This window comes from Streptomyces sp. NBC_00887 (assembly GCF_045207585.1).
In genome coordinates this window covers 7,605,156-7,629,212 of the sequence record NZ_CP108788.1, presented here as the reverse complement: position 1 = coordinate 7,629,212, position 24,057 = coordinate 7,605,156, and the positions used below count along the sequence as shown (strand labels likewise).

General features: G+C 71.2%; 22 protein-coding genes and 1 pseudogene. 12 read left to right on the top strand and 11 right to left on the bottom strand.

What is annotated here, in order from left to right:
- Positions 1-17: 17 nt before the first annotated feature.
- From OG844_RS34790 to aroQ, 3 genes are all read right to left on the bottom strand, one after another.
- Positions 18-1,805, bottom strand: coding sequence for a bifunctional sugar phosphate isomerase/epimerase/4-hydroxyphenylpyruvate dioxygenase family protein (locus OG844_RS34790; RefSeq protein WP_406395754.1), 1,788 nt, complete (start codon positions 1,803-1,805; stop codon positions 18-20).
- 66 nt (positions 1,806-1,871) lie between these two features.
- Positions 1,872-2,735, bottom strand: coding sequence for a shikimate dehydrogenase (locus OG844_RS34785; protein ID WP_406395753.1), 864 nt, complete (start codon positions 2,733-2,735; stop codon positions 1,872-1,874).
- Positions 2,732-3,202, bottom strand: coding sequence for a type II 3-dehydroquinate dehydratase (aroQ, locus tag OG844_RS34780; protein ID WP_406395751.1), 471 nt, complete (start codon positions 3,200-3,202; stop codon positions 2,732-2,734). Before aroQ ends, OG844_RS34785 begins: the two co-directional genes overlap by 4 nt.
- Positions 3,203-3,346: 144 nt before the next feature.
- Between aroQ and OG844_RS34775 the strand changes: the two genes are divergently transcribed.
- The 3 genes from OG844_RS34775 (at position 3,347) to OG844_RS34765 (ending at position 6,636) form a co-directional block, all read left to right on the top strand.
- Positions 3,347-4,009 carry a TetR family transcriptional regulator gene (locus OG844_RS34775; RefSeq protein ID WP_406395750.1) on the top strand — a complete coding sequence of 221 codons (663 nt, stop codon included), beginning with the start codon at positions 3,347-3,349 and terminating at the stop codon, positions 4,007-4,009.
- Between the two features lie 225 nt (positions 4,010-4,234).
- A complete protein-coding gene (locus OG844_RS34770) occupies positions 4,235-5,596 on the top strand; it encodes an MFS transporter (RefSeq protein ID WP_406395749.1) in 1,362 nt (453 codons plus the stop codon).
- Between the two features lie 71 nt (positions 5,597-5,667).
- Positions 5,668-6,636: an AEC family transporter gene (locus OG844_RS34765; protein ID WP_406395748.1), complete on the top strand. Its 969-nt coding sequence runs from the start codon at positions 5,668-5,670 to the stop codon at positions 6,634-6,636.
- 143 nt (positions 6,637-6,779) lie between these two features.
- Here the strand turns inward: OG844_RS34765 and OG844_RS34760 are convergent, their stop codons facing one another.
- Complete coding sequence (locus OG844_RS34760; protein ID WP_406395746.1) at positions 6,780-7,316, bottom strand: hypothetical protein; 537 nt, start codon at positions 7,314-7,316, stop codon at positions 6,780-6,782.
- 220 nt (positions 7,317-7,536) lie between these two features.
- Here OG844_RS34760 and OG844_RS34755 point away from each other — a divergent pair, with 220 nt between their 5' ends.
- Both OG844_RS34755 and OG844_RS34750 read left to right on the top strand, forming a co-directional pair.
- Positions 7,537-8,487, top strand: coding sequence for an Lrp/AsnC family transcriptional regulator (locus OG844_RS34755; protein WP_406395744.1), 951 nt, complete (start codon positions 7,537-7,539; stop codon positions 8,485-8,487).
- A 132-nt stretch (positions 8,488-8,619) separates the two neighbouring features.
- Positions 8,620-9,389 (top strand): IS5 family transposase gene (locus OG844_RS34750; protein WP_406396363.1). Its coding sequence is split into 2 segments (ribosomal slippage): positions 8,620-8,899 and positions 8,899-9,389, totalling 771 coding nucleotides; the frame shifts between segments, so codons are not numbered across the junction.
- Here OG844_RS34750 and OG844_RS34745 read toward each other — a convergent pair.
- From OG844_RS34745 to OG844_RS34730, 4 genes are all read right to left on the bottom strand, one after another.
- Complete coding sequence (locus tag OG844_RS34745; RefSeq protein WP_266933299.1) at positions 9,354-9,758, bottom strand: hypothetical protein; 405 nt, start codon at positions 9,756-9,758, stop codon at positions 9,354-9,356. The genes OG844_RS34750 and OG844_RS34745 overlap by 36 nt on opposite strands.
- Positions 9,759-10,024: 266 nt before the next feature.
- The gene (locus OG844_RS34740) at positions 10,025-10,546 is read right to left on the bottom strand and encodes a hypothetical protein (protein WP_406395742.1); all 522 of its coding nucleotides are present in this window, start codon (positions 10,544-10,546) and stop codon (positions 10,025-10,027) included.
- Positions 10,547-10,707: 161 nt separating this feature from the next.
- Positions 10,708-12,756, bottom strand: a complete 2,049-nt coding sequence (locus OG844_RS34735) for a bifunctional glycosyltransferase 87/phosphatase PAP2 family protein (protein ID WP_406395740.1) — start codon at positions 12,754-12,756, stop codon at positions 10,708-10,710.
- Between the two features lie 196 nt (positions 12,757-12,952).
- Entirely contained in the window at positions 12,953-14,059 is a 1,107-nt protein-coding gene (locus OG844_RS34730) for a serpin family protein (protein ID WP_406395738.1), read from the bottom strand.
- A gap of 63 nt (positions 14,060-14,122) precedes the next feature.
- Here OG844_RS34730 and OG844_RS34725 point away from each other — a divergent pair, with 63 nt between their 5' ends.
- A complete protein-coding gene (locus tag OG844_RS34725; protein ID WP_406395736.1) occupies positions 14,123-14,599 on the top strand; it encodes a GNAT family N-acetyltransferase in 477 nt (158 codons plus the stop codon).
- A gap of 73 nt (positions 14,600-14,672) precedes the next feature.
- Here OG844_RS34725 and OG844_RS34720 read toward each other — a convergent pair whose 3' ends face one another.
- A complete protein-coding gene (locus tag OG844_RS34720; RefSeq protein WP_406395735.1) occupies positions 14,673-16,715 on the bottom strand; it encodes a DHA2 family efflux MFS transporter permease subunit in 2,043 nt (680 codons plus the stop codon).
- Between the two features lie 137 nt (positions 16,716-16,852).
- Here OG844_RS34720 and OG844_RS34715 point away from each other — a divergent pair, with 137 nt between their 5' ends.
- Both OG844_RS34715 and OG844_RS34710 read left to right on the top strand, forming a co-directional pair.
- A complete protein-coding gene (locus OG844_RS34715) occupies positions 16,853-17,872 on the top strand; it encodes a peptidoglycan-binding protein (protein WP_406395734.1) in 1,020 nt (339 codons plus the stop codon).
- A 220-nt stretch (positions 17,873-18,092) separates the two neighbouring features.
- Complete coding sequence (locus OG844_RS34710) at positions 18,093-18,755, top strand: HAD-IA family hydrolase (RefSeq protein ID WP_406395733.1); 663 nt, start codon at positions 18,093-18,095, stop codon at positions 18,753-18,755.
- Between the two features lie 57 nt (positions 18,756-18,812).
- On the opposite strand, the gene OG844_RS34705 is transcribed toward OG844_RS34710, so the two are convergent.
- Positions 18,813-19,547, bottom strand: coding sequence for an ABC transporter permease (locus OG844_RS34705; protein ID WP_406395731.1), 735 nt, complete (start codon positions 19,545-19,547; stop codon positions 18,813-18,815).
- Between the two features lie 269 nt (positions 19,548-19,816).
- Between OG844_RS34705 and OG844_RS34700 the strand changes: the two genes are divergently transcribed.
- The 4 genes and pseudogenes from OG844_RS34700 (at position 19,817) to OG844_RS34685 (ending at position 23,783) form a co-directional block, all read left to right on the top strand.
- Entirely contained in the window at positions 19,817-20,461 is a 645-nt protein-coding gene (locus tag OG844_RS34700) for an HNH endonuclease family protein (RefSeq protein ID WP_406395730.1), read from the top strand.
- 164 nt (positions 20,462-20,625) lie between these two features.
- Positions 20,626-22,344: an alkaline phosphatase D family protein gene (locus tag OG844_RS34695; RefSeq protein ID WP_406395729.1), complete on the top strand. Its 1,719-nt coding sequence runs from the start codon at positions 20,626-20,628 to the stop codon at positions 22,342-22,344.
- 111 nt (positions 22,345-22,455) lie between these two features.
- A pseudogene (locus OG844_RS34690) lies at positions 22,456-22,913 on the top strand (DoxX family protein).
- Positions 22,914-23,126: 213 nt separating this feature from the next.
- Positions 23,127-23,783: a DedA family protein gene (locus OG844_RS34685; RefSeq protein ID WP_406395727.1), complete on the top strand. Its 657-nt coding sequence runs from the start codon at positions 23,127-23,129 to the stop codon at positions 23,781-23,783.
- A gap of 34 nt (positions 23,784-23,817) precedes the next feature.
- Here OG844_RS34685 and OG844_RS34680 read toward each other — a convergent pair whose 3' ends face one another.
- Positions 23,818-24,042 (bottom strand): DUF2277 domain-containing protein, encoded by a 225-nt coding sequence (locus tag OG844_RS34680; RefSeq protein WP_329211511.1) that lies wholly within the window; start codon positions 24,040-24,042, stop codon positions 23,818-23,820.
- Positions 24,043-24,057 lie beyond the last annotated feature (15 nt).

Genomic DNA, 24,057 nt, shown 5'->3' with positions numbered 1-24,057 from the left:
GTGGTGTGCGGACACGTTCACGTCCGCTGGGCGGCGAGCCGGACGGGGGCGTTCTGGGCCCCGTATCCGTCGTATCCGGCGGTGCGCTCGACGAGTTCGAAGAAGAGGCTGCCGGTCGTCACGGTGTAGCAGTGCCGGAACTCCCCCTTCTCGTCACGGTCGTAGAGGATGCCGAGTTCGCGGTACGTCTCCAGCTCCCCGGGGGCGAACTCGTGGCGCGCGGCCAGGTCGTCGTAGTAGTTGGCGGGCACCGGCAGCAGCCGCGCGCCCGCCGCGCGGGCCCGGCGGACCGCGGTGACGAGGTCGTCGGTGGCCAGGGCCACGTGCTGGGGGCGTGCGGGATCGTCCGTGGGGGACGCCCCCACGCCGAGGGCGATGCGTACGGTTCCTTCGGAGTTGCTGGCGGCCCGGCTGCGGAGAAGGCCGTAGGGGTCCACCAGGTCGATGCTCGCGTGCGGCCGGAGGCCGAGCACGCTGCGGTGGAAGAGGACCGCCTCGTCGAACTGGTGCCAGGGCTGGGTCAGCGCGACGTGGTCGATGCGGGTGACGCCGATGCCGCCCGGCGTGTGCGGGGCGGGTGCGAAGTCGCCGGTCCAGTTGGGGTGCCCGGTACGGCCGGTGGCACAGAAGAAGAACTCGGTGCCGTCGGGCGCCGCCACCGCGTCCAGCGGGGCGTCCCGGGGTGCGCGGCGCCTGGGCAGTACGGGGGCGAGGAGGGACTCGGCCCGGGCGGACGCCGCCGCCGGGTCGGGGTTCTCCAGGCCGATGGCGGTGAGCGACGGGTCCGGCCGGTGGCTTCCGGTGCCGGTGTCGGTATCGGTGTTGAGGAGGATGCGGGCTTCGCCCTGTTCCCAGAGGTCCACCGGCTTGCCGGAGTGCCTGGCCGTGCGGGAGAAGCCGAGCGCGGTCAGCAGGGGTGTGATTCTGGCCGTGTCGGCGGTGGCGATCTCGACGAAGGCGAATCCGGTGGGGACGACCGGTGCCGGCGGCGCGGTCAGGCCGGCGGACTCCTGCAGCAGGGCGAGGGAGCGCCGGGCGTCCACCGCGGTGCGGCCCGCGTCCGCCTGGCGGAAGACGTCGTTGAAGACCTCGAGGGAGAGGGGCCCGTCGTAGCCGGCCCGCACAGCGGCCCGGACCAGCCCGGCGACGTCCAGGTCGCCCTGGCCCGGGAAGCAGCGGTAGTGCCGGCTCCACTGCAGGACGTCCAGGGCCATCAGCGGGGCGTCGGCGAGCTGCAGGAAGAAGATTCTGTCGCCGGGGATGTCCGCGATCCCTGCGGGGTCGGAGCCCCGGGCGAGGATGTGGAAGCTGTCCAGGCAGACGCCGAGAGCCGGGTGGTCCGCGGCTTCGACGATGCGCCAGGCGTGGTCGTACGTACTGACGTGGCGGCCCCAGGCCAGCGCCTCGTACGCGATGCGGATGCCGTACTCCTGGGCGAGGTCCGCGAGTCGGCGGAGCTGCTCGGTGGCGAGCGCGTCGTCGTCGAGGGCCTGCGGGGAAACGCTCGAACAGACCAGGACCGTGTCGGCGCCGAGCCGTCGCATCAGACGGAACTTGTGCTCGGCTCGCCGCAGGTTTCGGGCGAACACGTCGTCGGGGACGGCCTCGATGTCACGCATGGGCTGATAGAGGTCGATCGTCAGACCGAGGTCCGCGGTCCGTTCCCTGATCTCCTCCGGTGTGAGGGGGCTGCCGATGAGGTCGTTCTCGAAGATCTCGACGCCGTCGAAGCCGGCGCGCGCGGCAGCGGTGAGCTTCTCGGTGAGCGGGCCGCTGAGCGAGACGGTGGCGATGGACGTACGCATGTCGGTCCTCCGGGCTTCGGGGATCGGGGATGGGGCGTCGGGGGTCGGGGATAGGGGGTCCATGGTTCAGCGGGTGGACGTGAGATCCGCGATGTCGGCGAGCATGCGCGCGGTGTCGGGTTCACGGCCGGTGAAGAGCCGGAAGGAGTCGGCGGCCTGGTAGGCGGCCATGCCGCCGCCGTCGAGGGTGGCGCAGCCGAGCGCGCGGGCGGTGCGTACGAGGGTCGTCTCCAGCGGGCGGTAGACGACCTCCGCCACCCACAGTCCGGGGTGCAACAGGTCTGCGGGGAGCGGGAGTCCGGGGTGGGCGGCCATCCCGACGGGGGTGGCGTTGACCAGCCCGTCGGCGCCGGCGGTCCGCGCGGCGATGTCGAGGAGGTCCGCGGCGTCCGCCCGCCCCGGACCGAAGTGCAGGTTCAGGGAGCCGGCGAGGGCGGCGGCCCGCTCGGGAACGGCGTCCAGCACCGTGAGTCGGCCGGCGCCCAGGGCGAGGAGGGCGTGGGCGACGGCCGCTCCCGCGCCGCCGGCGCCCAGCTGGACGACGCGGTCCAGTGCCGCGTCGGGCAGCCCCCGGGCGAAGGAGGCGGCGAAGCCCGTGGCGTCGGTGTTGTGGCCGGTCGCCCTGTCCCCCTCGAAGACGACGGTGTTGACCGCGCCGAGCGCCTCGGCCTGTGGGGAGAGCGCGTCGAGGTGGTCCAGGACCTGTTGTTTGCAGGGGTGGGTCACGTTGAGGCCGTCGTACCCCATGTCGCGCGCTGCGCGCACGAGTTCACCGGTCCGCTCCGGTGGGACACCGAGTGTGCCGATGTCGATGAGGCGGTAGAGGTAGCGAAGCCCCTGCCGGTCCGCTTCCCGTTCGTGGAGCGCGGGGCTGAGCGAGGGGCCGATGCCGGAGCCGATGAGGCCGACGAGGTACGAGTCCGGGCTCAACGGTTCTCCTCCAGGAGCTGGGCGAGGTGGGCGAGGGCCATGGCGTACCCGTGGGCACCGGCCCCGCAGATGACGGCGTCGGCGACGGCCGAGACGTAGCTGTGGTGGCGGAACGCCTCACGCCGGTGGATGTTCGACAGGTGCACCTCCACGACGGGCAGCTCCACGGCGGCGAGCGCGTCGCGCAGGGCCACCGAGGTGTGGCTGTACCCGGCGGGGTTGATCACGATGCCCCGGTGGTCCGTGCGGGCCTCGTGTACGGCGTCGATGAGCACGCCCTCGTGGTTGCTCCGACGGCAGTCGGCGCGCAGCCCGTGCTCCTGTGCGGTCCGGCGGCAGAGCTCCTCGACGTCGGCGAGCGTGCCCGTTCCGTAGACGGCGGGTTCGCGCGGACCGAGGAGGCCGAGGTTCGGCCCGTTCAGCACGAGGACCGGGGCGCCGTGGGGTGGGTCGGCGTGGTTCGGCATCGCTCACTTCCCATTAATGTACGGACTGGTTAGTTAGTCTTACCGAATGCGGGCCGCCCTGGGAAGACCCCGGCCCGGATCGGCCGCATCGACCCCCGGCTTCTAGAATCGCGAGCACTCACCGACTGCCCGCGGAGGATCCGGATGACCAGCACCGAAGGACCCGTCCAACCCGCCGGGCGCACCCGCGACGCGGCCCGGACGCGGGACGAGATCCTCACGGTGGCCACGCGGGAGTTCGCCCGCCTCGGCTACGCGGGCGCCAGGGTCGACGAGATCGCGGCCCGCACCCGCACCACGAAGCGGATGATCTACTACTACTTCGGCGGCAAGGAGCAGTTGTTCACCGCGGTGCTGGAGCGGGCGTACGGCAGGATCCGGGAGGCGGAGCAGCTCCTGGACGTCGAGCACCTCGACCCCGTGGCCGCGGTCCGACGGCTGGCCGAGCTGACCTTCGACCACCACGAGGACCACCCGGACTTCATCCGGCTCGTCAGCATCGAGAACATCCACGAGGCCGAACACATCGCCGCCTCCGCCGAGTTGAGCCGCATCGGCTCCCCCGCGATCGATGTCCTGCGGCGCATCCTGGACTCGGGCCGCGCATCGGGGCTGTTCACGGCGGACGTCGACGCCGTGGACCTGCACGCGATGATCAGTTCCTTCTGCTTCTTCCGGATCGCGAACCGGCACACCTTCGGCGCGCTCTTCGGCCGCGACCTGGTCGCCACGGACCGGCGGGAGCACTACCGGACCATGCTCGGCGACATGATCATCGCCTATCTGACGGCCGACCGGGCAGCCTGACCCTTCGACCGGGGCCGGTTCCCGAGCGGGGCCGGCCGGGGCGGCCGGGGAGCGGGCCGGGTGCACCGCGGACCGGGTGAGTTCTGCGCGGACTCTTGACAGGGGCGTCATCTCCTCGCAGCATCCGTAGCCATCCGCAACTAACTACCTAGTGCGTTAATTAGCCGCGCCGCTCGCTCCACCCGCTCGCCCTCCCCGCACGGAACGTCCCCGAAGGAGTACGACGTGACCGTTCACGACCCCGCCACCGGTCCACCGCAGCCTCAGGCCCAGCCCCGTAAAGCCGCGCTCGCCGCCTGGATCGGCAGCGCCCTGGAGTACTACGACTTCTTCATCTACGGCAGCGCGGCCGCGCTGATCTTCCCGAAGGTCTTCTTCGACGAGTCCGATCCCGCGAACGCGACGCTGCTGTCGCTGGCCACCTTCGGTGTCGCCTACGCCGCCCGCCCCGTCGGCGCGCTCTTCCTCGGCCATGTCGGAGACCGGGTCGGCCGTAAGCAGATCATGGTCTTCACGCTGATCCTGATGGGCCTGTCGACGTTCCTCATCGGCTGTCTGCCCACCCGGGAGCAGATCGGTGGTGCCGCTCCGGTCCTGCTCGTGCTCCTCCGTATCCTCCAGGGCATATCCGCGGCCGGCGAGCAGGCCAGCGCCAACTCCATGAGCCTGGAACACGCGCCGGCGCACCGGCGCGGCTACTTCACCAGCTTCACCATCAACGGGACGCAGGCCGGCCAGCTCATCGCGACCCTCGCCTTCATCCCCGTCGCCGCCCTCCCCGAGGAGCAACTGCTCTCCTGGGGCTGGCGCATCCCGTTCTGGCTGAGCATCGCCGTCGCGGTGACGGGTTACGTCATCCGCCGCACCCTGGAGGAGACACCCGTCTTCGCCAAGCAGGCAGCGACCGAAGGCGTGGCGAAGATGCCGCTCGCCGTGCTCCTCCGCGACCACTGGGCCGACGTACTGCGGGTCGTCGGGTGCGCGGTGATCGCCACCGTCAGCACGATCTTCACCGTCTGGGCGCTGTCGTACGCGACCAGCGACGCCGTGGGCATGGGCCGCACCGGAATGCTGTGGGTCGGCGCCCTGGCCAACCTGGTCGCCCTGTTCACGATCCCGTTGTGGGCCCGGCTCTCGGACCGCATCGGGCGCAGGCCGGTCTTCCTGATCGGCGCCATCGGCAGCGCGGCGGTGATGCCGCTGTACCTGTGGGCGATCTCCACCGGCAGCTACCCGCTGGTGCTGGGGCTGGGCATCCTCGTCTTCGGTGTCGTGTACAGCGCCGCCAACGGCATCTGGCCCTCGTTCTACGCCGAGATGTTCCCCACCCGGGTCAGGCTCTCGGGCATGGCGATCGGCACCCAGACCGGCTTCGCCATCGCCGGTTTCGCCGTGGCCTTCGCCTCACAGATCGCCGGCCCCGACGGGGACGACTGGGCAGGCGTCGCGCTCTTCGCGGCCGCACTCTGCCTGCCGCCCGTCATCGCGGCGCTCACCGCCCGTGAGACCGCCCATGTGGAGACGGAGCACCTCGGGGAACGGAGCGGCGAGGCCGCCCCGAAGGCCGGGATGTCCGTCGGGGTCTGATCCCACCCCGCCCCGCCTGATCCTGCCGTGGCCCGGCCCCCCGTACGGCCGGGCCACGGCACGCAGGGATCATGAGCCGCATGCATGACCTGCTCGCCGCCTTCGCCCCCATCTGGACGCTGACCGCCATCGGTTACGCGGCCGGGCGGGGGCGGCTGCTCGGGGAGCAGGCCGAGGCGGTGCTCGGCCGTTTCGTCTTCCATGTGGCCATGCCCGCGGCGTTGTTCATGATGGTCTCGGACGCGCGCCTGGGTTCGTTCGCGAACGCGACGGTGATCGCTTTCGCCGCGGGCACGGTACTCGTCTCCGGTATCGGCCTGCTGGTGGCCCGGCGCTTCTTCGGCCGCAAGACGGCCGACGGCTCGATCAGTGGGATGGCGTCGGGCTACGTGAACTCGGCCAACCTCGGCATTCCGGTGGCCGTCCAGGTGCTGGGCGACGCGTCGTTCGTCGCCCAGGTCATCCTGTTCCAGGTGCTGGTGGTGTCGCCGGTGATCCTGACCCTGCTGGACTCCGGCACGGACCGTGGAAACACCCACTGGCGTGCGGGGCTACGCCGCATGCTGACCATGCCGGTCCGCAACCCGGTCATCATGGCCTCGCTGCTCGGCCTCTGCGTGTCGGCCACCGGCCTGCGGCTGCCGGAGGCGTTCACCCACTCCTGCGATCTGCTGGGGTCCGCGGCCGTTCCCACGGCCCTGATCACGCTCGGCCTGTCGCTGCACACCCGTCCGGAACCGGCGGCCTGCACGGCCCCGGTCAGCCGGGCGGAACTGGGGACGGTGGTGGCTCTCAAGACGCTCGCGCAGCCCCTGATCGCCTTCACCGTCGGCGGGCCCCTGCTCCTGGACCTCGCCGGCCACCAGCTCCTCGCGGTCGTGTTGTGCTCCGCGCTGCCGACCGCCCAGAACGCCTTCATCTACGCCGGGCAGTACGGGCTGGACACCACGCTCGCCCGCAATGCGGTGGTGGCGTCCACGATCGTGTCGATGGGCACGCTGTCCGTGGCGGCCTGGGCGCTGGGACCGTCGCACGGCTGAGCCGTTCGAGTGGCGGCCCCGCGGTTTCGGGCGGATGCTGGTCGGACGCGGCGATCCCGGCCGAAGGGGTACCGGGGAGGCGGACGTCTCCCCGGTACCCCTTCGGCCACTCCCGCAGGCCCCCGGGAGTTCCGCCCCCGTGATCAGCGGGCTGCGGCGGTGTCGTCGGTGTCACGCCCGAGCACACCCGGCCACGGTCGACGGGTGGTGTCACGGGCACCGGTGGCCGCCCACAGGGCGACGGCGATGAAGACCAACTGCTCGGGAATCCTGAACCACAGGGGCGTGGCCGGGTCGCCGTCGAACGGGATGTCCTCGACGGCAGCGTGGACATTGGCCGGGAACATCAGCACGAAGAGCACCGCCAGGCCGATCCCGGCCCTCGTACGTGTCGCGGTCCGGACGAGGCCGACAGCGCCGGCGAGTTCCAGTACCCCGGTCATGTAGACCGTCACGCGGGGGAACGGGACGAAGGGCGGCACCATGGCTGCCATGTCGTCGTGGCCGGGCATCATGCCCATGCCCCGGGGGGCGAAGTGCGCGGTCGCGGTGGCCACGAGCATGACGGCGAGACCGTGTGCCGCGCTGGTCCGCCGGCTCGCGAACCGGCCGACACCCAGCAGGCCGAGGAGACGGAATCCCAGCGTCGGGCCGGCCAGGAGCATGAGGGTTCCGAACACGCGTGTCCTCCGACAGAGACGAGATGCGCAGAGCGGACAGGGCTGCGGGGGAAGGGCACAGCGTGCCCACCGCGTGAACTTCGGGCGTGACAGCCGCCGCCGTGCGCATCGGTCGAACAGCACGGCCACCGCCATGGCCTCGATGCTGCACGGTCCGCGAGCTCCGGGTCCCCAACTCCCGCTGCCACGCCGCCATCCGACACCGCCCTACACTGACCCGGTGGATTCGGTCACGCTGGACGCACTCGATCTGCGGATCCTGCACGCCCTCCAACTCGACGGGCGCGCGGCCTTCAGCAGGATCGCCGACGTCCTCGATGTCTCCGACCGCACCGTGGCCCGCCGCTTCGGCCGGCTCCGGACCACCGGGATCGCCCGCGTGGCCGGGGTGACCGACAGCCACCGCACCGGCCGTGCCGAATGGCTGGTCCGCCTGCGCGTCCCGCCTTCCGGCACCGTCCCGCTCGCCCGTGCGCTGGCCCGTCGTCCCGACACCGCCTGGGTGACCGTCGCTTCCAGCGGCACCGAGGTCATCTGCGTCTTCCACGTCGCCGAAGAGGGCCCGGCACCCCTGGGCACGCTGGGCCGTCTTCCGCCGGGCACACTGATCGACGCACAACGGCTGCTGCGCCCGGCGATGGACCACCCCTGGACCGGCCGGACGTCGGCGCTCACCGAGGAGCAGGCCGCCGCGCTGAGGCCGGCCCCGACCGCGGGCACCGCTCCCGTCCCCCTGACCGACCTCGACCGCCGGCTGCTCCCCGCGCTCGCGGCGGACGGCCGTGCCGCCTACCCGGATCTCGCCCGTCGGGTCGGCTGGTCGGAATCCGCCGTCCGCCGCCGCCTGGACGAACTCCGCGGGTCGGGCGTTCTCCGGTTCGACGTCGAGATCGACTCGCGCCTGTTCGGCTTCTCCGTGCAGTGCCTGCTCTGGCTGACCGTCACGCCCGCCCGGACCGGCGGCGTCGCCCGGGAGCTGGCCGGCGATCCCGAAGCGGCGTTCGTCGGAAGCACGACCGGCCCCCACAACCTGTTCGCCATCGCCGTCTGCCGGGACGCCGACGCCCTTCACGCCTATCTCGCCGACCGCATCGGCTCACTCGACGGCGTCGACCGCATGGAAACCGTGCTGATCACCTCGTACACCAAACGGGCCGCCCCGGCGCCTTAGAACTCCTAACGAAATGATCTTCAAGGTGGTTGGATCACTCCAAGGCCGTTGATCTGGGGGTGCGCAGTGGCTCGGCGGAAGCCGTGGGATGTCGATGACGAGCTGTGGGCGGTGATCGAGCCGCTGCTGCCGATGGTTGAGCGTCGGTACCGGCATCCGGGACGGAAGCGGCATCCGGACCGGCAGGTGTTTCAGGGCATCTTGTTCGTGCTGCATACCGGGATCGCCTGGGAACACCTGCCGCAGGAACTCGGCTTCGGTTCGGGCATGACGTGCTGGCGCCGCCTGGCCGAGTGGACCGAGGCCGGCGTGTGGCCCCGGCTTCATGAAGCACTCTTGGCCAAACTCCGGAGCGCGGACGCCCTGGACTTCTCGCGGGCAGCTGTCGACGGCTCCCACATCCGGGCGTTAAAAGGGGCCCCAAGACGGGACGAAGCCCTGTTGACCGGGGCAGGACGGGCAGCAAGCACCACCTCATCACGGACGCCACTGGCATCCCGCTCGCCGTCACCCTGACCGGCGGCAACCGCAACGACGTCACCCAGCTCATTCCACTGCTCCAGGCAGTGCCGCACGTACGGGGCAAGCGCGGCCGACCTCGGCGCCGCCCCGACGTCGTGCTCGGTGACCGCGGCTACGACCACGACAAATACCGCCGCCTCGTCCGCGCGCTCGGTGTGAAGCCACTGATCGCACGACGCGGCATCGAGCACGGCTCCGGACTCGGAACCCAACGCTGGGTCGTCGAGCGCGCCTTCGCCCACCTGCACTGGTTCCGCAGCCTGCGGATCCGCTGGGAGATCCGCGACGACATCCACGAAGCCTTCCTCACTCTCGGATGCGCACTCATCTGCTGGCGACGCCTGTCACAGGCGGCCCGGGCCCTCGCCCTCCCGCAGTAGCCATTCCCGCACCGAAGGAGCACGGTCAAGGAGCCGCCTGACCTGCATGCCCTCTTCGCGTGAGGTCACTTTCGGCAGCGGGGCGAAGTCGTCGGGGATCACATCCAGCAGGCTCAGCACACGGTCTCCCGTACGCAGAGTGATCAGCAGTTCCCACCGCACGTGACGTGGTACGTCCGGGCGGTGGGACAAGGTGTGCCACAGGGCCGGCCACAGATAGTGGGTGCCGTCAGGCGCCGCATTCGCGCGCACCCACGCCGGGTCCAGCCGTTGACTCAGACCGAGGTCACACGCCCGCTCCTCCAGCCTGAACAGCGAGGCCGAATCGACAGCCTTCAGCTCGCGAGGCAGCGGCTGTTCGAAGTCCATCGCCCCATGCTGCCCGACGGCATCCCACGACGAGGAGTCGACCCCAAAGTGTCATTTCGTTAGGAGTTCTTAGAGCAGCGACAGTAAGCCTGGTCGTAGCCATATCCCCCTCCTGGCCGGCTTGTTGAACGGGTCATGGGGAAGGCGGTCCGCCGTGGGTGGTGCCGTCTGACCTGTGGAGGCGGATCGAGCCGTTGCTGCCGGTCAGGCAGCGGCGTCCCAGCCGGCTGCCACTGGACGACCGTGGTTGCCTGCAGGGCATCCTGTCAGTGATCCATCGAGTAGAAGTCCGGCTCCGGCATCAGCCTCGCGATCGAGAACGGCTCGAACTCGGGATCCGTCAGTACGCGGTGGACGAACTCGCCGGTGGACATACTCACTTCTTGCCAGGGATACGGGTCGCCCTGCGTCACGATGGGCCAGTTCGCCGGATCCTCCTCGGCGGATGCCAGCCAGAAGTAGCTGCACTTCATCTCACCTAACGCCCAGGGAATGAGACCGCGCTGACCAGGCCGGTACATCCGGTAGGGCATGAGGGCGGGATCGGGTCCGCTCTCCGGGCCGCCGTCGAGGAACGTCCTCCAGATCCCGACCAGGTCGAACTGCCGTGTGGCATCGACGGTGAGAATGCGCAAGAACTCCGAGAACTCTCCCTTGCCGAACGTTTCGGCAAGCTCTTTGTAGTCCTCGGGCAGTGCCGTACCGAGCTCTTCCTCAACGCCGTTCCAGGAAATTTCCAGCCGAGCCTGCTCCCAGCGCGTGGCCTCAGCGATTCGCTCGATCCACATTCTCTTCACATTCCGATCGGAGGCTCGGACCGGGGGTGTGCCAGATGTACGACACGCCCCCGACAGTGCTCCATGGGGTGTTGCAGACAGGCACTGAGGTGGTGCTGTTCCACCGACTGAGCCCCGGCGCCGGCGAGGACTGCCTCGCCGTCCGGGTGGACTCAGTGCTTGCTGCCCACCGGCTCCCCCACCGGGCTCCCGGCATCCTCCGCGGGTCCGACTTCGGCCGCGGGACCCTTCGGCGCAGCGGGCTCGGGCCGGAGCGTGCGGGGCCCGGACAGGACGTACGTCAGGCCGAAGCCCATGCCCACGACGGCCGCGCCTCCGACCGCGTCCAGCACCCAGTGATTGCCCGTGGCGACGATGGCGGAGACCGTGAAGAGCGGGTGCAGCAGGCCGAGTGCCTTCATCCACGCCTTCGGTGCGAGCATCACGATCACCACACCGCACCAGAGCGACCAGCCGAAGTGCAGCGACGGCATCGCCGCGTACTGGTTGGTCATCGACGTCAGCGTCCCGTAGTCCGGCTTGGCGAAATCCTGTACGCCGTGGACGGTGTCGATGAAGCCGAGGCCCGGCATCAGCCGCGGCGGGGCCAGCGGGTAGAGCCAGAAGCCGATCAGGGCGAGGACCGTGGCGAAGCCGATGGAGCTGCGGGCCCAGCGGTAGTCCGTGGGCCGCCGTACGTACAGCACACCGAGGATCGCGAGCGGCACGATGAAGTGGAACGTCGAGTAGTAGTAGTCGAAGAAGTCCCGCAGCCAGGAGACCTCCACGACCGCGTGGTTGGCCCAGTGCTCCATGTCGATGTGCAGCCACTGCTCGAGGGAGTGGATCTGCCGGCCGTGCTCCTCGGCCGTCGAGCGGCCCGCGGTGGCCGCCAGCCGCACCTTCGCGTACGCGGAGTAGACGACCCTGATCAGCAGGAGTTCCAGCAGCAGGTTGGGCCGGCTGAGCACCCGCCGCCAGAACGGCAGCAGCGGCACGTGGCCGAAGCGCGAGGCGACGGGTTCGGCGTAGTCCGTGGGAACCGGCCGCTGCCAGTGCGGCGAGGTGCGCGACAGGAACGGAGCCACGCAGGCCGCCCCGAGCGCCGCGATGAGCAGCACGTTGTCGCGTACGGGAAGGAGCACGCCGATGTTCGGCAGCAGCATCTTCCCGGGCAGCGTGAGGACGAGCACCACGACGGCCGGCCACACCAGCCGGTCCGAGGCCCGGGTGCCGACCCGTCCGACGACGGCGAGGAGCACCCAGAGCAGCTGGTGCTGCCAGGCGGTCGGCGAGACGGCGACGGCCACACAGCCGGTGACGGCGACGGCGAGGAGCAGTTGTCCGTCCTGGGCGTAGCGCACCGCGCGCCGCAGCCCGAGGAAGGTGACACCGGCGGCCAGGACGAGGAAGAGCGCGATCTCCAGGGGGCCTTCGAATCCGAGGCGGAGCAGCGCGCCGTGCAGGGACTGGTTGGCCAGGCTGTCCGGGCTGTCGCCGAGTCCGGCGCCCGCTACGTGGTGGACCCAGTAGGTCCAGGAGTCGTGCGGCATCGCCGCCGCGGCCAGCGCGGTGCAGGCGGCGAACGCGGCACCGCCGGTCACGGCGGCCTGCCTCCGGCCGGTGAGCCAGAGCAGCCCGGCGAAGAGCAGGACGGTCGGCTGGAGGGCCGCGGCGATGCCGATCAGCACGCCGGGAAGCCGTTCGCCGCGCACGGCGAAGCAGGCGACGAGCACCAGCAGGACGGGCAGGATGCTGGTCTGTCCCAGGTACAGGGTGTTGCGGACGGGCAGCGACAGCATGAGCAGGGCGATCGCGACGGGCGCCGCGAGGAACGTGGTGCGATGGCTCACGGGGGTGGGCAGGGCGCGGGCGGCGACCAGGCCGAGCGCCGCGACGAGCAGCAGGGACCCGAAGGTCCACACGACGCCGAGGGTCTGCTCGGCCGAGGCCGTCAAGGGCTTCAGCACCAGCCCCGCGAAGGGGGTGCCGGTGAACCGGCCGGAGTCGTACACGGATCCGGCCACGTGCAGGACCCCGTTCTCACCGATCCAGGTCTCCAGCTCGGTGAGGCGTTCGCCGGGCGGCTGCCGCAGCACCACCGCCATCTGCCGTACGGCCAGCACGGCCACGAGCAGCCAGAGCGCAATCCTGGCCGCTCCGGTCCTCGCCCCCAGGTCCGCCGTCGCGTTCCCCCGCACACTGCGCTCCGCTTCTGCCACGCGCGCCGCCCCTCCCACCGTTCGTGCACCGTCCCCTCGACCCGGGTGGGTGCGGATGAAGCCTCGCATTGCCCCGTCACGAAGACACAATCACCCCCTCTTCACCTGACTGTCACCACGCTTTTGCCCGAAAGAATGCTCAGAACATGAAAGCCGCCCCTGCGCGGTGCCCGGAGTCGGGCGTTCCGGTTGCCCGTCAGCCCTCGTCCGCGGGGGCGTCCGCCTGCCAGCCCGCGAACAGGGGAACATCCGCGGAGCCGTCCAGGACGACGATCCCGAACGGCCGGTCGAACGCGAGGTGCCGCACCACCTGCGGCCGGGGCGCGGCGGCGCGCCGCATCGCCACGACCGTGACCGCCGCGGCCTCCACGCCCTCCTCGGCGATCTTCAGCACGGCCTCCTGGACGACCTCCGAGATGTGGAGGCGCTCGGGCGACAGTCCCGAGAAGTCCGCTTCGGCCCCACTCGTCGCAAGCCGCACACCGAGCGCGAGCAGCTGTTCGGTGACCTGAACGTTCGTGCGCAGGGTGAATCGAGGAACCCCGATGGTCACCTGGTCGGCATCCAGCGGGGCACCCTCGTCCCGGGGTGCCCACGCGAGCGGCAGGACCTGCGCCGCCCCCGCGCCGGGCTCGCCGAGGACGAGCCTGACCCGTGCCGGATCCGCCCCGCCCGGCTCCGTACGGCAGCGGAGCTCCACGACGTACGCGCCGGAAACCGCCCACACGTCTTGCGGCCGCACCGACGCGTGCATCGTCGCCGCCGGGAGGGTCCTGCCCGCCGCGTCGGTGAACGGGACCTCGCGGGTGCGGTTCACGTCGAACGGCGTCTCCCAGAGCGCCTTCAGAGCCAGCGCGTTGACGAGCGCGAGAGCGACACCGTCGAGCTGCAACGGCAGCCGTTCGATCATTCCGCCGGTCCTCTCGCGCACCCAGGCGTCGATCTCGTCCGTGTCGACCGGCCCGAAGCCGATGTCCGGCAGCGCGTCCATGTACTCCTGACGGACAGGCACCCTGCTCCACACCCGGGTCGCCACCCGCAGCGCCTCGGTACGCCCCCACTCCCGCGCCGCCTCCGTCACGACGGCGGCCGCCTCCTCGTCCGCCACCCCGAGCACCGAGCGGAGTTCACCGGCCGTCGCCCCGCGGGCTCCGGTCGCGACGGCGACCATCGCCAGCCACAGTCCGGCGGGCGAGCAGACGAAGCCCTCTCGCGGACCGGGCCCCGCCAACTCCCGTATCCACTGCTCGCCGAGCCTCCGCACCGCTGCCGCCCGCGTCGCCGGGTCCGAGTCCTGCACCATCGCTGCCCCCTGTACGTATTAATGGGTTCGTCATCCGGTTCGTACGGGAGCCAGAATGAACCAATGACCTGGATCGTTGCCCCCGAACACTTCGGCACGCCCGACGCGGAGCTCCTGCGCAGGGACTACTACGACGAGGTGGCGAGCCGCTACTGGGGACGGCCTGCGACCACGGGGGAGATCGACGAGGGGCTGACCGGCGACGGCGTCGAACTCCTCGCGCGGCCCACCGGCGAGTTCCTCGTCGGCCGGTACGGCTGCAAGGCGGCGAGCTGCGCGGGCCTGCGTCTGGCCGAGGCGGGGACCGCGGAGCTGACCCGGGTGTTCGTACGCCCCGCATTCCGCTCCACCGGGGGCGGCGGGCTGCTGCTGGCGGCCATCGAGAGTGCGGCGCGTTCCCTGGGAGTGCGGCAGATCCGGCTGGACACCCGCAACGACCTCGTCGAGGCGCGCGGGCTCTACGCGAAGCACGGCTACCGGGAGGTCCCGGCGTTCAACCAAGGGCCGTACGCGGAGCACTGGTTCGCCAAGGAGCTGTGAGCCCGCCGTCCGCGCAACGCGCCCGCGCTCGGGCCGGTGAGGCCGTCAGGCGGGTCGGGCAGGTCGCGCGGGGTCAGGCCAGGTGGTCGCGGGGCGGTTCGGGCATGTGCGGCCGTTCCTTGCTCGACCCGCTCACCTCGGCGGTCAGCTCCGCGACGAGGCGCACCAGGTCGGTGGGCCGCTCCGGACCCCACCAGTCCCCCAGCATCTCCGCCAGGGACTCTTCACGGGCATTCGACAGCTTGACCACGGCCTCGGCACCCAGATCGGTCAGCACCATCTCCAGGCCCTCGCGCCGGACCAGGCCGCGCTCCTCCACCTGGCGGGCCGCCGCGAGGATCACGTGGAGTGGCACGGGGGCGGCCTCGGCCAGCCTGGCGGGTTCGACGGTGCCGTGCCGCTTGATCCGCAGCAGCAGCCAGCTGGACGCGGGCAGCAGGTCGTATCCGGCCCTGGCGGTGATCTTCTCGTAGATCTCCCGGCGCCCCTCCCGGGTGGCGAGCACCGAAAGAGCGCGGGCGCACTCGTCGTACGAGGAGCGCTGGACCGGGTTCGACGCCAGGGTCTCGCTGGTGTCGGGGGCCCTCACCGAACCGCGCAGGGGGTCCTCCCTGAGGAACCAGGCGACGACGAAGGCGACGACCACGACGGGGGCCGCGTAGAGGAAGACGTCGGTGATCGAGGTCGAGTACGCGCTGAGGACCGAGGGGCGAAGGTCGGCGGGGAGCAGGCTGATGGCCCGTGGGTCGGCGGCAAGTGCCTCGGCGTCGACCCCGGGCGGCAGGGAGCGCCCGGCGAGCGCGTCATCGAGTTTGCCGGTGAGCCGGGTGGTGAAGATGGTGCCGAAGACAGCCACGCCGAACGAGGCGCCGATGGAACGGAAGAAGGTCGCTCCGGACGTGGCGACGCCGAGGTCCTCGTAGCTGACGGCGTTCTGCGCGACCAGGACCAGCACCTGCATCACCAGACCGAGCCCGGCGCCGAAGACGAAGAAGCAGATGCTCATCTGCCAGGTGGAGCTGGTCTCCGAGAGCTGGTGGAGCAGCATCAGACCGGCTGCGGTGAGGGCGGTTCCGACGAGCGGGAAGACCTTCCAGCGGCCCGTCCGGCTGACGATCTGTCCGGAGGCGGTCGAGGTGATGAGCATGCCGAAGACCATCGGCAGCATGTGGACACCGGACATCGTCGGCGTGATGCCGTGCACCACCTGGAGGAAGGTCGGCAGATACGTCATCGCGCCGAACATCGCGAAGCCGATGATGAAGCTGATGACGGCGACGAGGCTGAAGGTCCTGATCCGGAACAGCTTCAGGGGCAGCACGGGTTCGGCCGCCCGGCTCTCGACGCGGATGAACGCCACGAGGAGCACCACGGCGAGGACCGCGAGGGCGATGATCTGGACGGAGTCCCAGTCCCAGGTGGTGCCTCCGAGTGAGGCGACGAGGACCAGGCAGGTGGCGACGGAGGCGATGAGGAGGGTGCCCAGGTAGTCGATGGTGTGCTTGGTGCGGCGGACCGGAATGTGCAGCACCGCCGCGATGACGAGCAGCGCGACGACCCCGACGGGCAGGTTGATGTAGAAGACCCAGCGCCAGCTGAGGTGCTGGGTGAAGAAGCCGCCCAGCAGCGGCCCCAGGACGCTGGTCACACCGAAGACCGCGCCGAACAGGCCCTGGTACTTGCCACGTTCTCGCGGCGCGACGATGTCTCCGACGATGGCCATGGACAGCACCATCAGTCCGCCGCCGCCGAGTCCCTGGAGTGCACGGAAGCCGATCAGCTGCGGCATGTTCTGGGCCATGCCGCAGAGGGCCGAGCCGATGAGGAAGATGACGATGGCCGTCTGGAAGAGCTTCTTGCGGCCGTACTGGTCGCCGAGCTTGCCCCAGAGCGGGGTCGCCGCCGTCGCCGCAAGCATGTAGGCGGTGACCACCCAGGACAGGTGGTCCAGGCCGCCCAGCTCGCTGACGATCGTCGGCAGTGCGGTGGAGACGATGGTCTGATCGAGTGCGGCGAGCAGCATGCCGAGGAGCAGTGCGCCGATGGCCACCAGGACACTTCGCCGGGACCTGCCCTCGCCCGGTGCAAGGGGCGGCGGGCTCAGCTGCTGGGCCATGAACGTCTCCTCGGGTCCGCTTCTCCCCCATCCTGGCCGCTGTGTCCCGTTATGGCCTGCCGAGCAGTGGTGCGGGCGTTGGGCTTCCCGGCGGCGGCCTGCATAATCACAGCAGTTCAAAGGGGAGGGGACCCACGATGACCGGACATATATGCCCGGAGTGCGGCGGCGAGCAGAGCGCGAGACGGGGACCCGGGGGCGCGGTCCCCGGGAGCACGGGGCACCGGTGCGCCTGTGGGGCCCGTTCGGCCCAGTTGCCGGGTGAGGAGCACCGGGCCGCACGCTCGGCCGAGATGGCCGCGGCCGAGGACTTCGATCCGCTGCGGATCCGGCCGTACGTGACGCTGTCGAGCGACGCCGGGCAGGAGCACACCGCACCCGCGACGGCCACGACGATGCCGATCTTCATGGGCGGTGCGGCGGGTGCCGGTCCGACGGGTGCCGGCGTGACGGGAGGCGCCGCGGGCCCGTTGCCCGACGCCGACCCGGCGGACGAGACCCGTCGGCGTACCGCCGCCGCCTACGCCGGCGGCGGCCCCGAACCGGTTCAACCGCGCCGTCGGCGGCCGTTCGCCGTCCTCGCCGCGGGAGCGGCTGTGGCCGCGGTGGTGGGTACGGCTGCCTTCGCGGGCGGCCTGTTCGACAGGGACGACAGCCGGGAGGAGGCGCTGCCCGAGGTCGCGACGAGTGTCCCGGACGCGAGCGACGGGCCTGCGGGCTCCGTGTCGGAGTCGCCGTCCGCGTCCCCCTCTGCGACACCCTCCCGGTCCGCCTCCGCGTCGCCGTCGTCGTCCCCCTCGGCCTCCGCGTCCAAGAGCCCGTCCGCGTCCACTTCCGCCACCGCCTCCCGGACACCGTCGCCCTCGGCGACCGCCACGCAGTCCGCGGAGGAGACGTCGGCGCCGCCCGCCCAGATCGCAGGGCCCACGCTGCGGCGCGGTGACGAGGGCCCGGAGGTCGCCGAGCTCCAGCGCCGGCTGCAGGAGATCTGGGTGTACCGGGAGCCGGACAACGGGGAGTACTCGGAGCGCGTGGAACGGGCTGTCCGCGAATTCCAGACCTGGGTGTCGGTCCGGACCGATCCCCCGGGTGTGTACGGGCCCGAGACCCGTCGCGCACTGGAGGCGCAGACGACCGGCAACGGGCGGCGGTCCTGACGCGCGGATGTACGGGAAGGCCGGCCCTGCCGTACGGGAAGGGGCACCGGGCCGGGTGGACAGGGCGGCCCCGCCTGCGGGATTGGCGTTCCGCCGACGGTTTTTGTATCGTGGTGGAACAAAGTAGCCTCCGCCCGTTTCCCCTGACCGGCGGGCGGGGCTGCTTGTTCTCTTGACCTGCCCCGTGCCGGTCGCACCCCCCGCGCTCTGGAGCCTGCCGATGTCGGCCACCGTCCTCGAAGCCCGCGCCCTCCTGTTGGACATGGACGGCACCCTCGTGAACTCCGACGCGGTGGTGGAGCGCTGCTGGCGGCGCTGGGCGCTGAAGCAGGGTCTCGACCCCGAGGCCGCGCTCAAGGTGGTCCACGGACGCCAGGGGTACGCCACGATGGCCGCCCTGCTGCCGCACCGCCCCATGGAGCAGAACTACGCGGAGAACCGGGTCATGCTCGCCGAGGAGACAGCCGACATCGACGGCGTGGTGCCCATCGGGGGCGCCGCCGCCTTCATGGCGTCCCTCGCCGGCCTCCCGCACGCGCTCGTGACCTCGGCCGACGCGGCGCTCGCCCGGGCCAGGATGACGGCCGCGGCACTGCCGATGCCGGAGATCCGCGTCACCGCCGAGCTCGTCGGCGCCAGCAAGCCGGACCCCGAGGGCTTCCTCAAGGGTGCGGCCGAGCTGGGCTTCGACCCGGCGGACTGCATCGTCTTCGAGGACTCCGAGGCGGGCATCGCCGCCGGCCGGGCGGCCGGCATGCGGATCGTGGGCATCGGCCCGCGCGCGGCGGCACTCTCCCCGGACGCCCACGTCGAGGACCTGACGCAGCTCCGGGTGGAAGCGGCCGACGACGGTTCGATCCGCCTGCACATCGAGGCCCGATAGCCCGCACCCCCGCATCACTGGCGCGCCTCACCCCGCACACCCCCTCCGCCGCACGCCTCATCCGCGGTGCAGGCGCCCCCGCGCCACCAGTTCCAGCACCAGCGCGACGGCAACCACCTGCACCGCCATCAGCGCCACCAGGACGAACAGTTGCACGGCGCCCGCCTCCACGGGTGAGGCGCCGCCCAGCAGCATGCCCACGAAGGCACCGGGTAGCGTGACGAGCCCTACGGTCCGGGTCTGGTCCAGCCCCGGCAGGAGCGCGTCCGACGCCGCCGGGCGGGCGATCTCCAGCCTCGCGTCCCGGTCGAGCAGACCGAGCGCCATCCCGGCCTCGACCTCCCCCCACCGGGTCCCGAGCTCGTCCAGCGCGCGCCGCCCGCCGAGCACGGTCGCGGTGAGCGCGCCCCCGACGAGAATGCCCGCGACCGGGATCAGCGCGATGCCCCGCACCGGGACGAGCCCGGTGAGCAGCAGCCCACCGACGACGGGGACGACTCCGGCACCGATCGGCAGCGCCGCCCACCACCAGGTGCGGTTGGTGGTGATCCGCCGCCCGGCCGTCCACACCGCCACCGCGAACATCAGCGCCAGGAAGCCGAGAAGCGGCCCCGCGGAGCGCACCACCCAGCCGATGAGCAGGGAAACGACGGTGAGTTGCACCGCCGCCCGCAGCCCGGCGACGACGATCTCCCTCGCGCGCCCGAGCGAGGCCCCTGCGGCGACGGTGGCGGCGAACGCCAGAAGTACGGCGAGGGCGACACCGAGTGCGGGAGTGACCGGAAGCAGCACCCGGCCACCCTAGGGCGGCCCACCTGCTCACACCACCACGAACCACCCGGAGCGAATCGCGCCCGCCCGGCCGAGCCGTCCCGCCGTCAGATCCCTTCCCCGAACAGACTTCGGACCGGACGTCAGACCGAGCCGTCCAACCTCTTGATGTGACGTGCGCATGTCGCCACTCTGTTACCTGGCAACCATCCCCTGGAAACCCGGCGCCGTCACGATGGCCGGGCCCACAGGTCGCCCACCCGAGTACCCCCCACATCAAGGGAGTTCTTATGTCCGGTATCTACGCGCGTCGCATAGCCGTCGTCGCCGCCTCCGCCGCACTCGCCGCCACCACCGGGCTCCTCTCCGCCCCGGCTGCCCAGGCCGCCATGCCCACCCCGGTCAGCGCGTCGACCGCCCGCACGTACCTCGGCCAGCTCACCGTCTCCGCGGAGGGCTCCTCGACCGGCTACAGCCGCGACAAGTTCCCGCACTGGATCACCCAGTCGGGCGCCTGCAACACCCGCGAAGTCGTCCTGAAGCGCGACGGCACGAACGTCGTCCAGGACTCCGCCTGCGCCGCGACCAGCGGCAGTTGGTACTCGCAGTACGACGGCGCCACCTGGACCGCCGCCTCCGACCTGGACATCGACCACATGGTCCCGCTGGCCGAGGCATGGCGATCCGGAGCCAGCAGCTGGACCACGGCCCGGCGCCAGGCCTTCGCCAACGACCTGACCCGCCCCCAGCTCATCGCGGTCACGGACAACGTCAACCAGTCCAAGAGCGACCAGGACCCGGGCGAGTGGCTGCCGTCGCGCACCGCGTACCGCTGCACCTACGCACGCGCCTGGGTGCACGTGAAGTACTACTACGGCATGAGCGTCGACTCGACCGAGAAGAGCGCGCTGCAGTCCGTACTGAACGGCTGCTGACACAGAGCGGCCGCGGAGCCGCTCCCCGGCCGGCTGCCGCAGGGCCCCGGACCCGCGGAGCGGAACCAACCCGCCCTCCTCCGTCGTTCCGTACCGTACGGAGCCGGTCACGGCGACCCGTACCGTACGGAGCCATCGGTCACGGCGACGCGAGGAGGGCACACATGGCCGGGCTACGCCTGGGACCACTGCTGCGGTATGTCGATTGGGAGTCCGGCTCCCGGGCGACGGTCTGGGTCGAGGCGAGCCGACCCTGCACGGCCGAGGTCCGCTGCGCGGACGGTGCGTCGGGTTCCACCCCGACCTTCGCGGTGGAGGGGCATCACTACGCGCTGGTGGTGGTCACGGGCCTGACGCCCGACTCGACCACGGCCTACGACGTGTTCCTCGACGGCCGCCGCGTCTGGCCGCCCGAGGACTCCCCCTTCCCCGCGAGCACCATCACCACACCCCCTGTCCCGCAGCCCGAGGAGGCCGGACCCGTCCGGATCGCCTTCGGTTCCTGCCGCTGGGCGGCCCCGCCGAAGCAGGAGCGCGACCCGCGCTCCCGGCTGCACTCGAACAGGGGGGACGCCATCGGCCCGGACGCCCTCGACACCCTGGCCGTCGAGCTCGCCGCCGACCCCACGGCCGTACGCCCTGACGTGCTCCTCCTGCTCGGCGATCAGGTGTACGCGGACGAGACGTCGAAGGCCACCCGGCGCCGGATCGCCGCACGCCGCGATCTGAACGAGCCGCCCGGCGCGGAGGTCGCGGACTACGAGGAGTACACCCACCTCTACGACGAGTCCTGGGGCGACCCGGACGTGCGGTGGCTGCTCTCCACGGTCCCCAGCTGCATGATCTTCGACGACCACGACGTCATCGACGACTGGAACACCAGCGCCGCCTGGCTCGAGGACATGCGCCGCACGCCCTGGTGGCACGAACGAATCGTCAGCGGCCTGATGTCGTACTGGGTGTACCAGCACCTCGGCAACCTCTCCCCCGAAGCCCTGGAGGCCGACCCGCTGTACGCGGCGGTGCGCGCCGTCCCGGACGCCACCGAAGTACTGCGGGACCATGCCGCCCGGACCGACGCCGATCCCACACACACCCGGTGGAGCTACCGGCGTGTTTTCGGCCGAGTACGGCTGCTGATGGTGGACAGCCGGGCGGCCCGCGTCCTCGGCGAGCAGCAACGGTCGATGCTCGACGCCGAAGAGGCCCGATGGATGCGCGACGAGGCCCTGGCCGACCCGGATGCGTACGACCATCTACTGATCGGCACCTCACTGCCGTGGCTGCTGCCGCCTCTCATCCATGACGCGGAGAGCTGGAACGCCGCGCTGTGCCGGGGCGAGCGCGGCGGCCCGGACGGGCGCTGGGCGCGCTTCGGGGAGAAGGTGCGCCGCGCCTCTGACCTGGAACACTGGGCGGCCTTCCCCGAATCCTTCAACGAGTTGACGGAGCTGCTGCGGCAGGTGGCCGACGGGCCGGACGCCCCTGCCACGGTATGCGTGCTCTCGGGCGATGTGCACCATGCGTACATCACCGAACCCCACTGGCCGGATTCCGTACCGGGCGCCACTCCCGGCGCACGCATCCTGCAGCTGACCTGCTCCCCCGTGCACAACTCGATCCCCGCCACGATAAGAGTCGGGTTCCGTTTCGGCTGGAGCACGCCCGGCCGGTGGCTGGGACGCGCGCTGGCGCTCCACGGCCGGACGGGAGCGCCGCCGATGCGCTGGCGCAGGACGGGCGGACCCTGGTTCGGCAACCAGCTGATGGCCCTCACTCTGCATGGCCGGAAAGCTGCGCTGACATTGGTTCAGGCCAGACAACGGCCCACAGGCGCGCAGCTGGAGACGGTCCTGGAGCGCGAACTGACGTCGAACAGGTGACCACTTTCAGCCAGTTGGGAATATGTTGAACTTGCAAGTAATAATGAGGTCTACCTAACCTGAAGGGCCCCGATCGGTTCACGTCCCCAGACCGAAGGAGCCAACCCCCCCATGTCCGCACGTCTGAACAGGGCACAGCCCTACGCACTCGGACTCTTCCGCGCCGTCATCGGTTTCCTCTTCGCCTGCCACGGCGCCGCCTCGCTCTTCGGCGTCCTCGGCGGCGCGATGGGCGGCGGCACCGTACCTTCCGGCACCTGGCCGGGCTGGTACGCGGCCGTCATCCAGCTCGTCGGCGGCACCCTGGTCGCGCTCGGCCTCGGTACGCGCATAGCCGCCCTCGTCGCCTCCGGATCCATGGCGTACGCGTACTTCAAGGTTCACCAGCCTGAATCGCTGTTCCCCCTGCAGAACGGCGGCGAAGCGTCGGCCGTCTTCTGCTGGGCCTTCCTGCTGCTGGTCTTCACGGGCCCGGCGCCGTGGCCGTGGACCGGCTCTTCTCCTCCCGTACCGGAGCCGCCCGCGAGGACCGCAGCCCCCGCGAGAACTCCCCGGCCGTCCCGGTCTGACCGGCGGGCCGTCGGCCCAGGTCACGTACGCCCCGGTACCCCGCCGTCGCGGGGGCCGGGGCGTACGTGACCTGCACAACATCATCCGCCCCACGGCGATCTCCGGGGAAACGGCAGGCGTACTCTGAACCGCTGACCCTGCCGCTCCTGCCGCTCCCCTGCGACGCCGCGGCGTTGACACGGTGACATGGGGAAACGGACGGGGAGTAGAAGGTGCTCGAGAGTGTGGGTGCGCTGACCGGCAGCCCATGGATCTACGCAGTGGTCGCCCTCTCGGTACTCCTGGACGTCTTCCTGCCCGTCCTGCCCAGCGGCGTGCTGGTGATCACGGCGGCGACTGCTGCCGCGGCGAGCTCGACGACGGTCACCGCCGGCGAGGCCACGCGGCAGGTGCCTTCGCTGCTGGTGCTGACCCTGTGCGCGGCAACCGCCTCGGTGCTCGGCGACCTCGTCGCGTACCGCCTCGCCTGGCGCGGCGGCGACCGTCTGGACCGGGCCATCGCCCGCTCCCGCCGTCTCACCACCGCGCAGGAGCGCCTCGGCGCGGCGCTGAGCCGCGGCGGTGGCGCCCTCGTCGTCATCGCCCGTTTCGCCCCGGCAGGCCGCTCGGTCGTGTCCCTGGGCGCGGGCGCCGCCCACCGCAAGGTGCGGGAGTTCCTGCCCTGGTCGGCGCTGGCCGGAGTGGCCTGGGCGGGCTACAGCGTGAGCCTCGGCTACTTCGGCGGCCAGTGGCTGGGCGCGAGCTGGCTGGGCACGGCCGTCTCGGTGCTCGCCCTGTTCCTCGCGGGCGCCCTGGCAGCACTGGTCGTCCGGCGGCCGCCCCACACCCGGCGGGCACCGGTCGTCAACGGAGCCCCGGCAGGCAGCTGACACCGCCTGACCGGCCGGTCAGGTCGCCCCGGGCTCACACCCGGGCAGCGCTGCCCCGGATCTCCAGGCCGTCGAGCAGCCGGTGGGTCGCCTCGGCGATCTCGGCGACGGCGCGGTCGAAGACCTCCTGGTTGTGCGCGGCGGGGGCGCGGAAGCCGGACACCTTGCGCACGTACTGCAGGGCGGCTGCTGTCATCTCCTCCTCGGTGGCCTCTTCGGGGATGGCTGGCGGACGAAGCGTCTTGATACTGCGGCACATGTCTCCAGTGTGTAC

Bases quoted from the DNA above. Each gene is read 5' to 3' on its own strand.
- OG844_RS34790 (WP_406395754.1), bottom strand. From the start codon at position 1,805: ATGCGTACGTCCATCGCCACCGTCTCGCTCAGCGGCCCGCTCACCGAG.
- aroQ (WP_406395751.1), bottom strand. From the start codon at position 3,202: ATGCCGAACCACGCCGACCCACCCCACGGCGCCCCGGTCCTCGTGCTG.
- OG844_RS34775 (WP_406395750.1), top strand. From the start codon at position 3,347: ATGACCAGCACCGAAGGACCCGTCCAACCCGCCGGGCGCACCCGCGAC.
- OG844_RS34765 (WP_406395748.1), top strand. From the start codon at position 5,668: ATGAGCCGCATGCATGACCTGCTCGCCGCCTTCGCCCCCATCTGGACG.
- OG844_RS34745 (WP_266933299.1), bottom strand. From the start codon at position 9,758: ATGGACTTCGAACAGCCGCTGCCTCGCGAGCTGAAGGCTGTCGATTCG.
- OG844_RS34740 (WP_406395742.1), bottom strand. From the start codon at position 10,546: ATGTGGATCGAGCGAATCGCTGAGGCCACGCGCTGGGAGCAGGCTCGG.
- OG844_RS34730 (WP_406395738.1), bottom strand. From the start codon at position 14,059: ATGGTGCAGGACTCGGACCCGGCGACGCGGGCGGCAGCGGTGCGGAGG.
- OG844_RS34725 (WP_406395736.1), top strand. From the start codon at position 14,123: ATGACCTGGATCGTTGCCCCCGAACACTTCGGCACGCCCGACGCGGAG.
- OG844_RS34720 (WP_406395735.1), bottom strand. From the start codon at position 16,715: ATGGCCCAGCAGCTGAGCCCGCCGCCCCTTGCACCGGGCGAGGGCAGG.
- OG844_RS34715 (WP_406395734.1), top strand. From the start codon at position 16,853: ATGACCGGACATATATGCCCGGAGTGCGGCGGCGAGCAGAGCGCGAGA.
- OG844_RS34710 (WP_406395733.1), top strand. From the start codon at position 18,093: ATGTCGGCCACCGTCCTCGAAGCCCGCGCCCTCCTGTTGGACATGGAC.
- OG844_RS34700 (WP_406395730.1), top strand. From the start codon at position 19,817: ATGTCCGGTATCTACGCGCGTCGCATAGCCGTCGTCGCCGCCTCCGCC.
- OG844_RS34695 (WP_406395729.1), top strand. From the start codon at position 20,626: ATGGCCGGGCTACGCCTGGGACCACTGCTGCGGTATGTCGATTGGGAG.
- OG844_RS34680 (WP_329211511.1), bottom strand. From the start codon at position 24,042: ATGTGCCGCAGTATCAAGACGCTTCGTCCGCCAGCCATCCCCGAAGAG.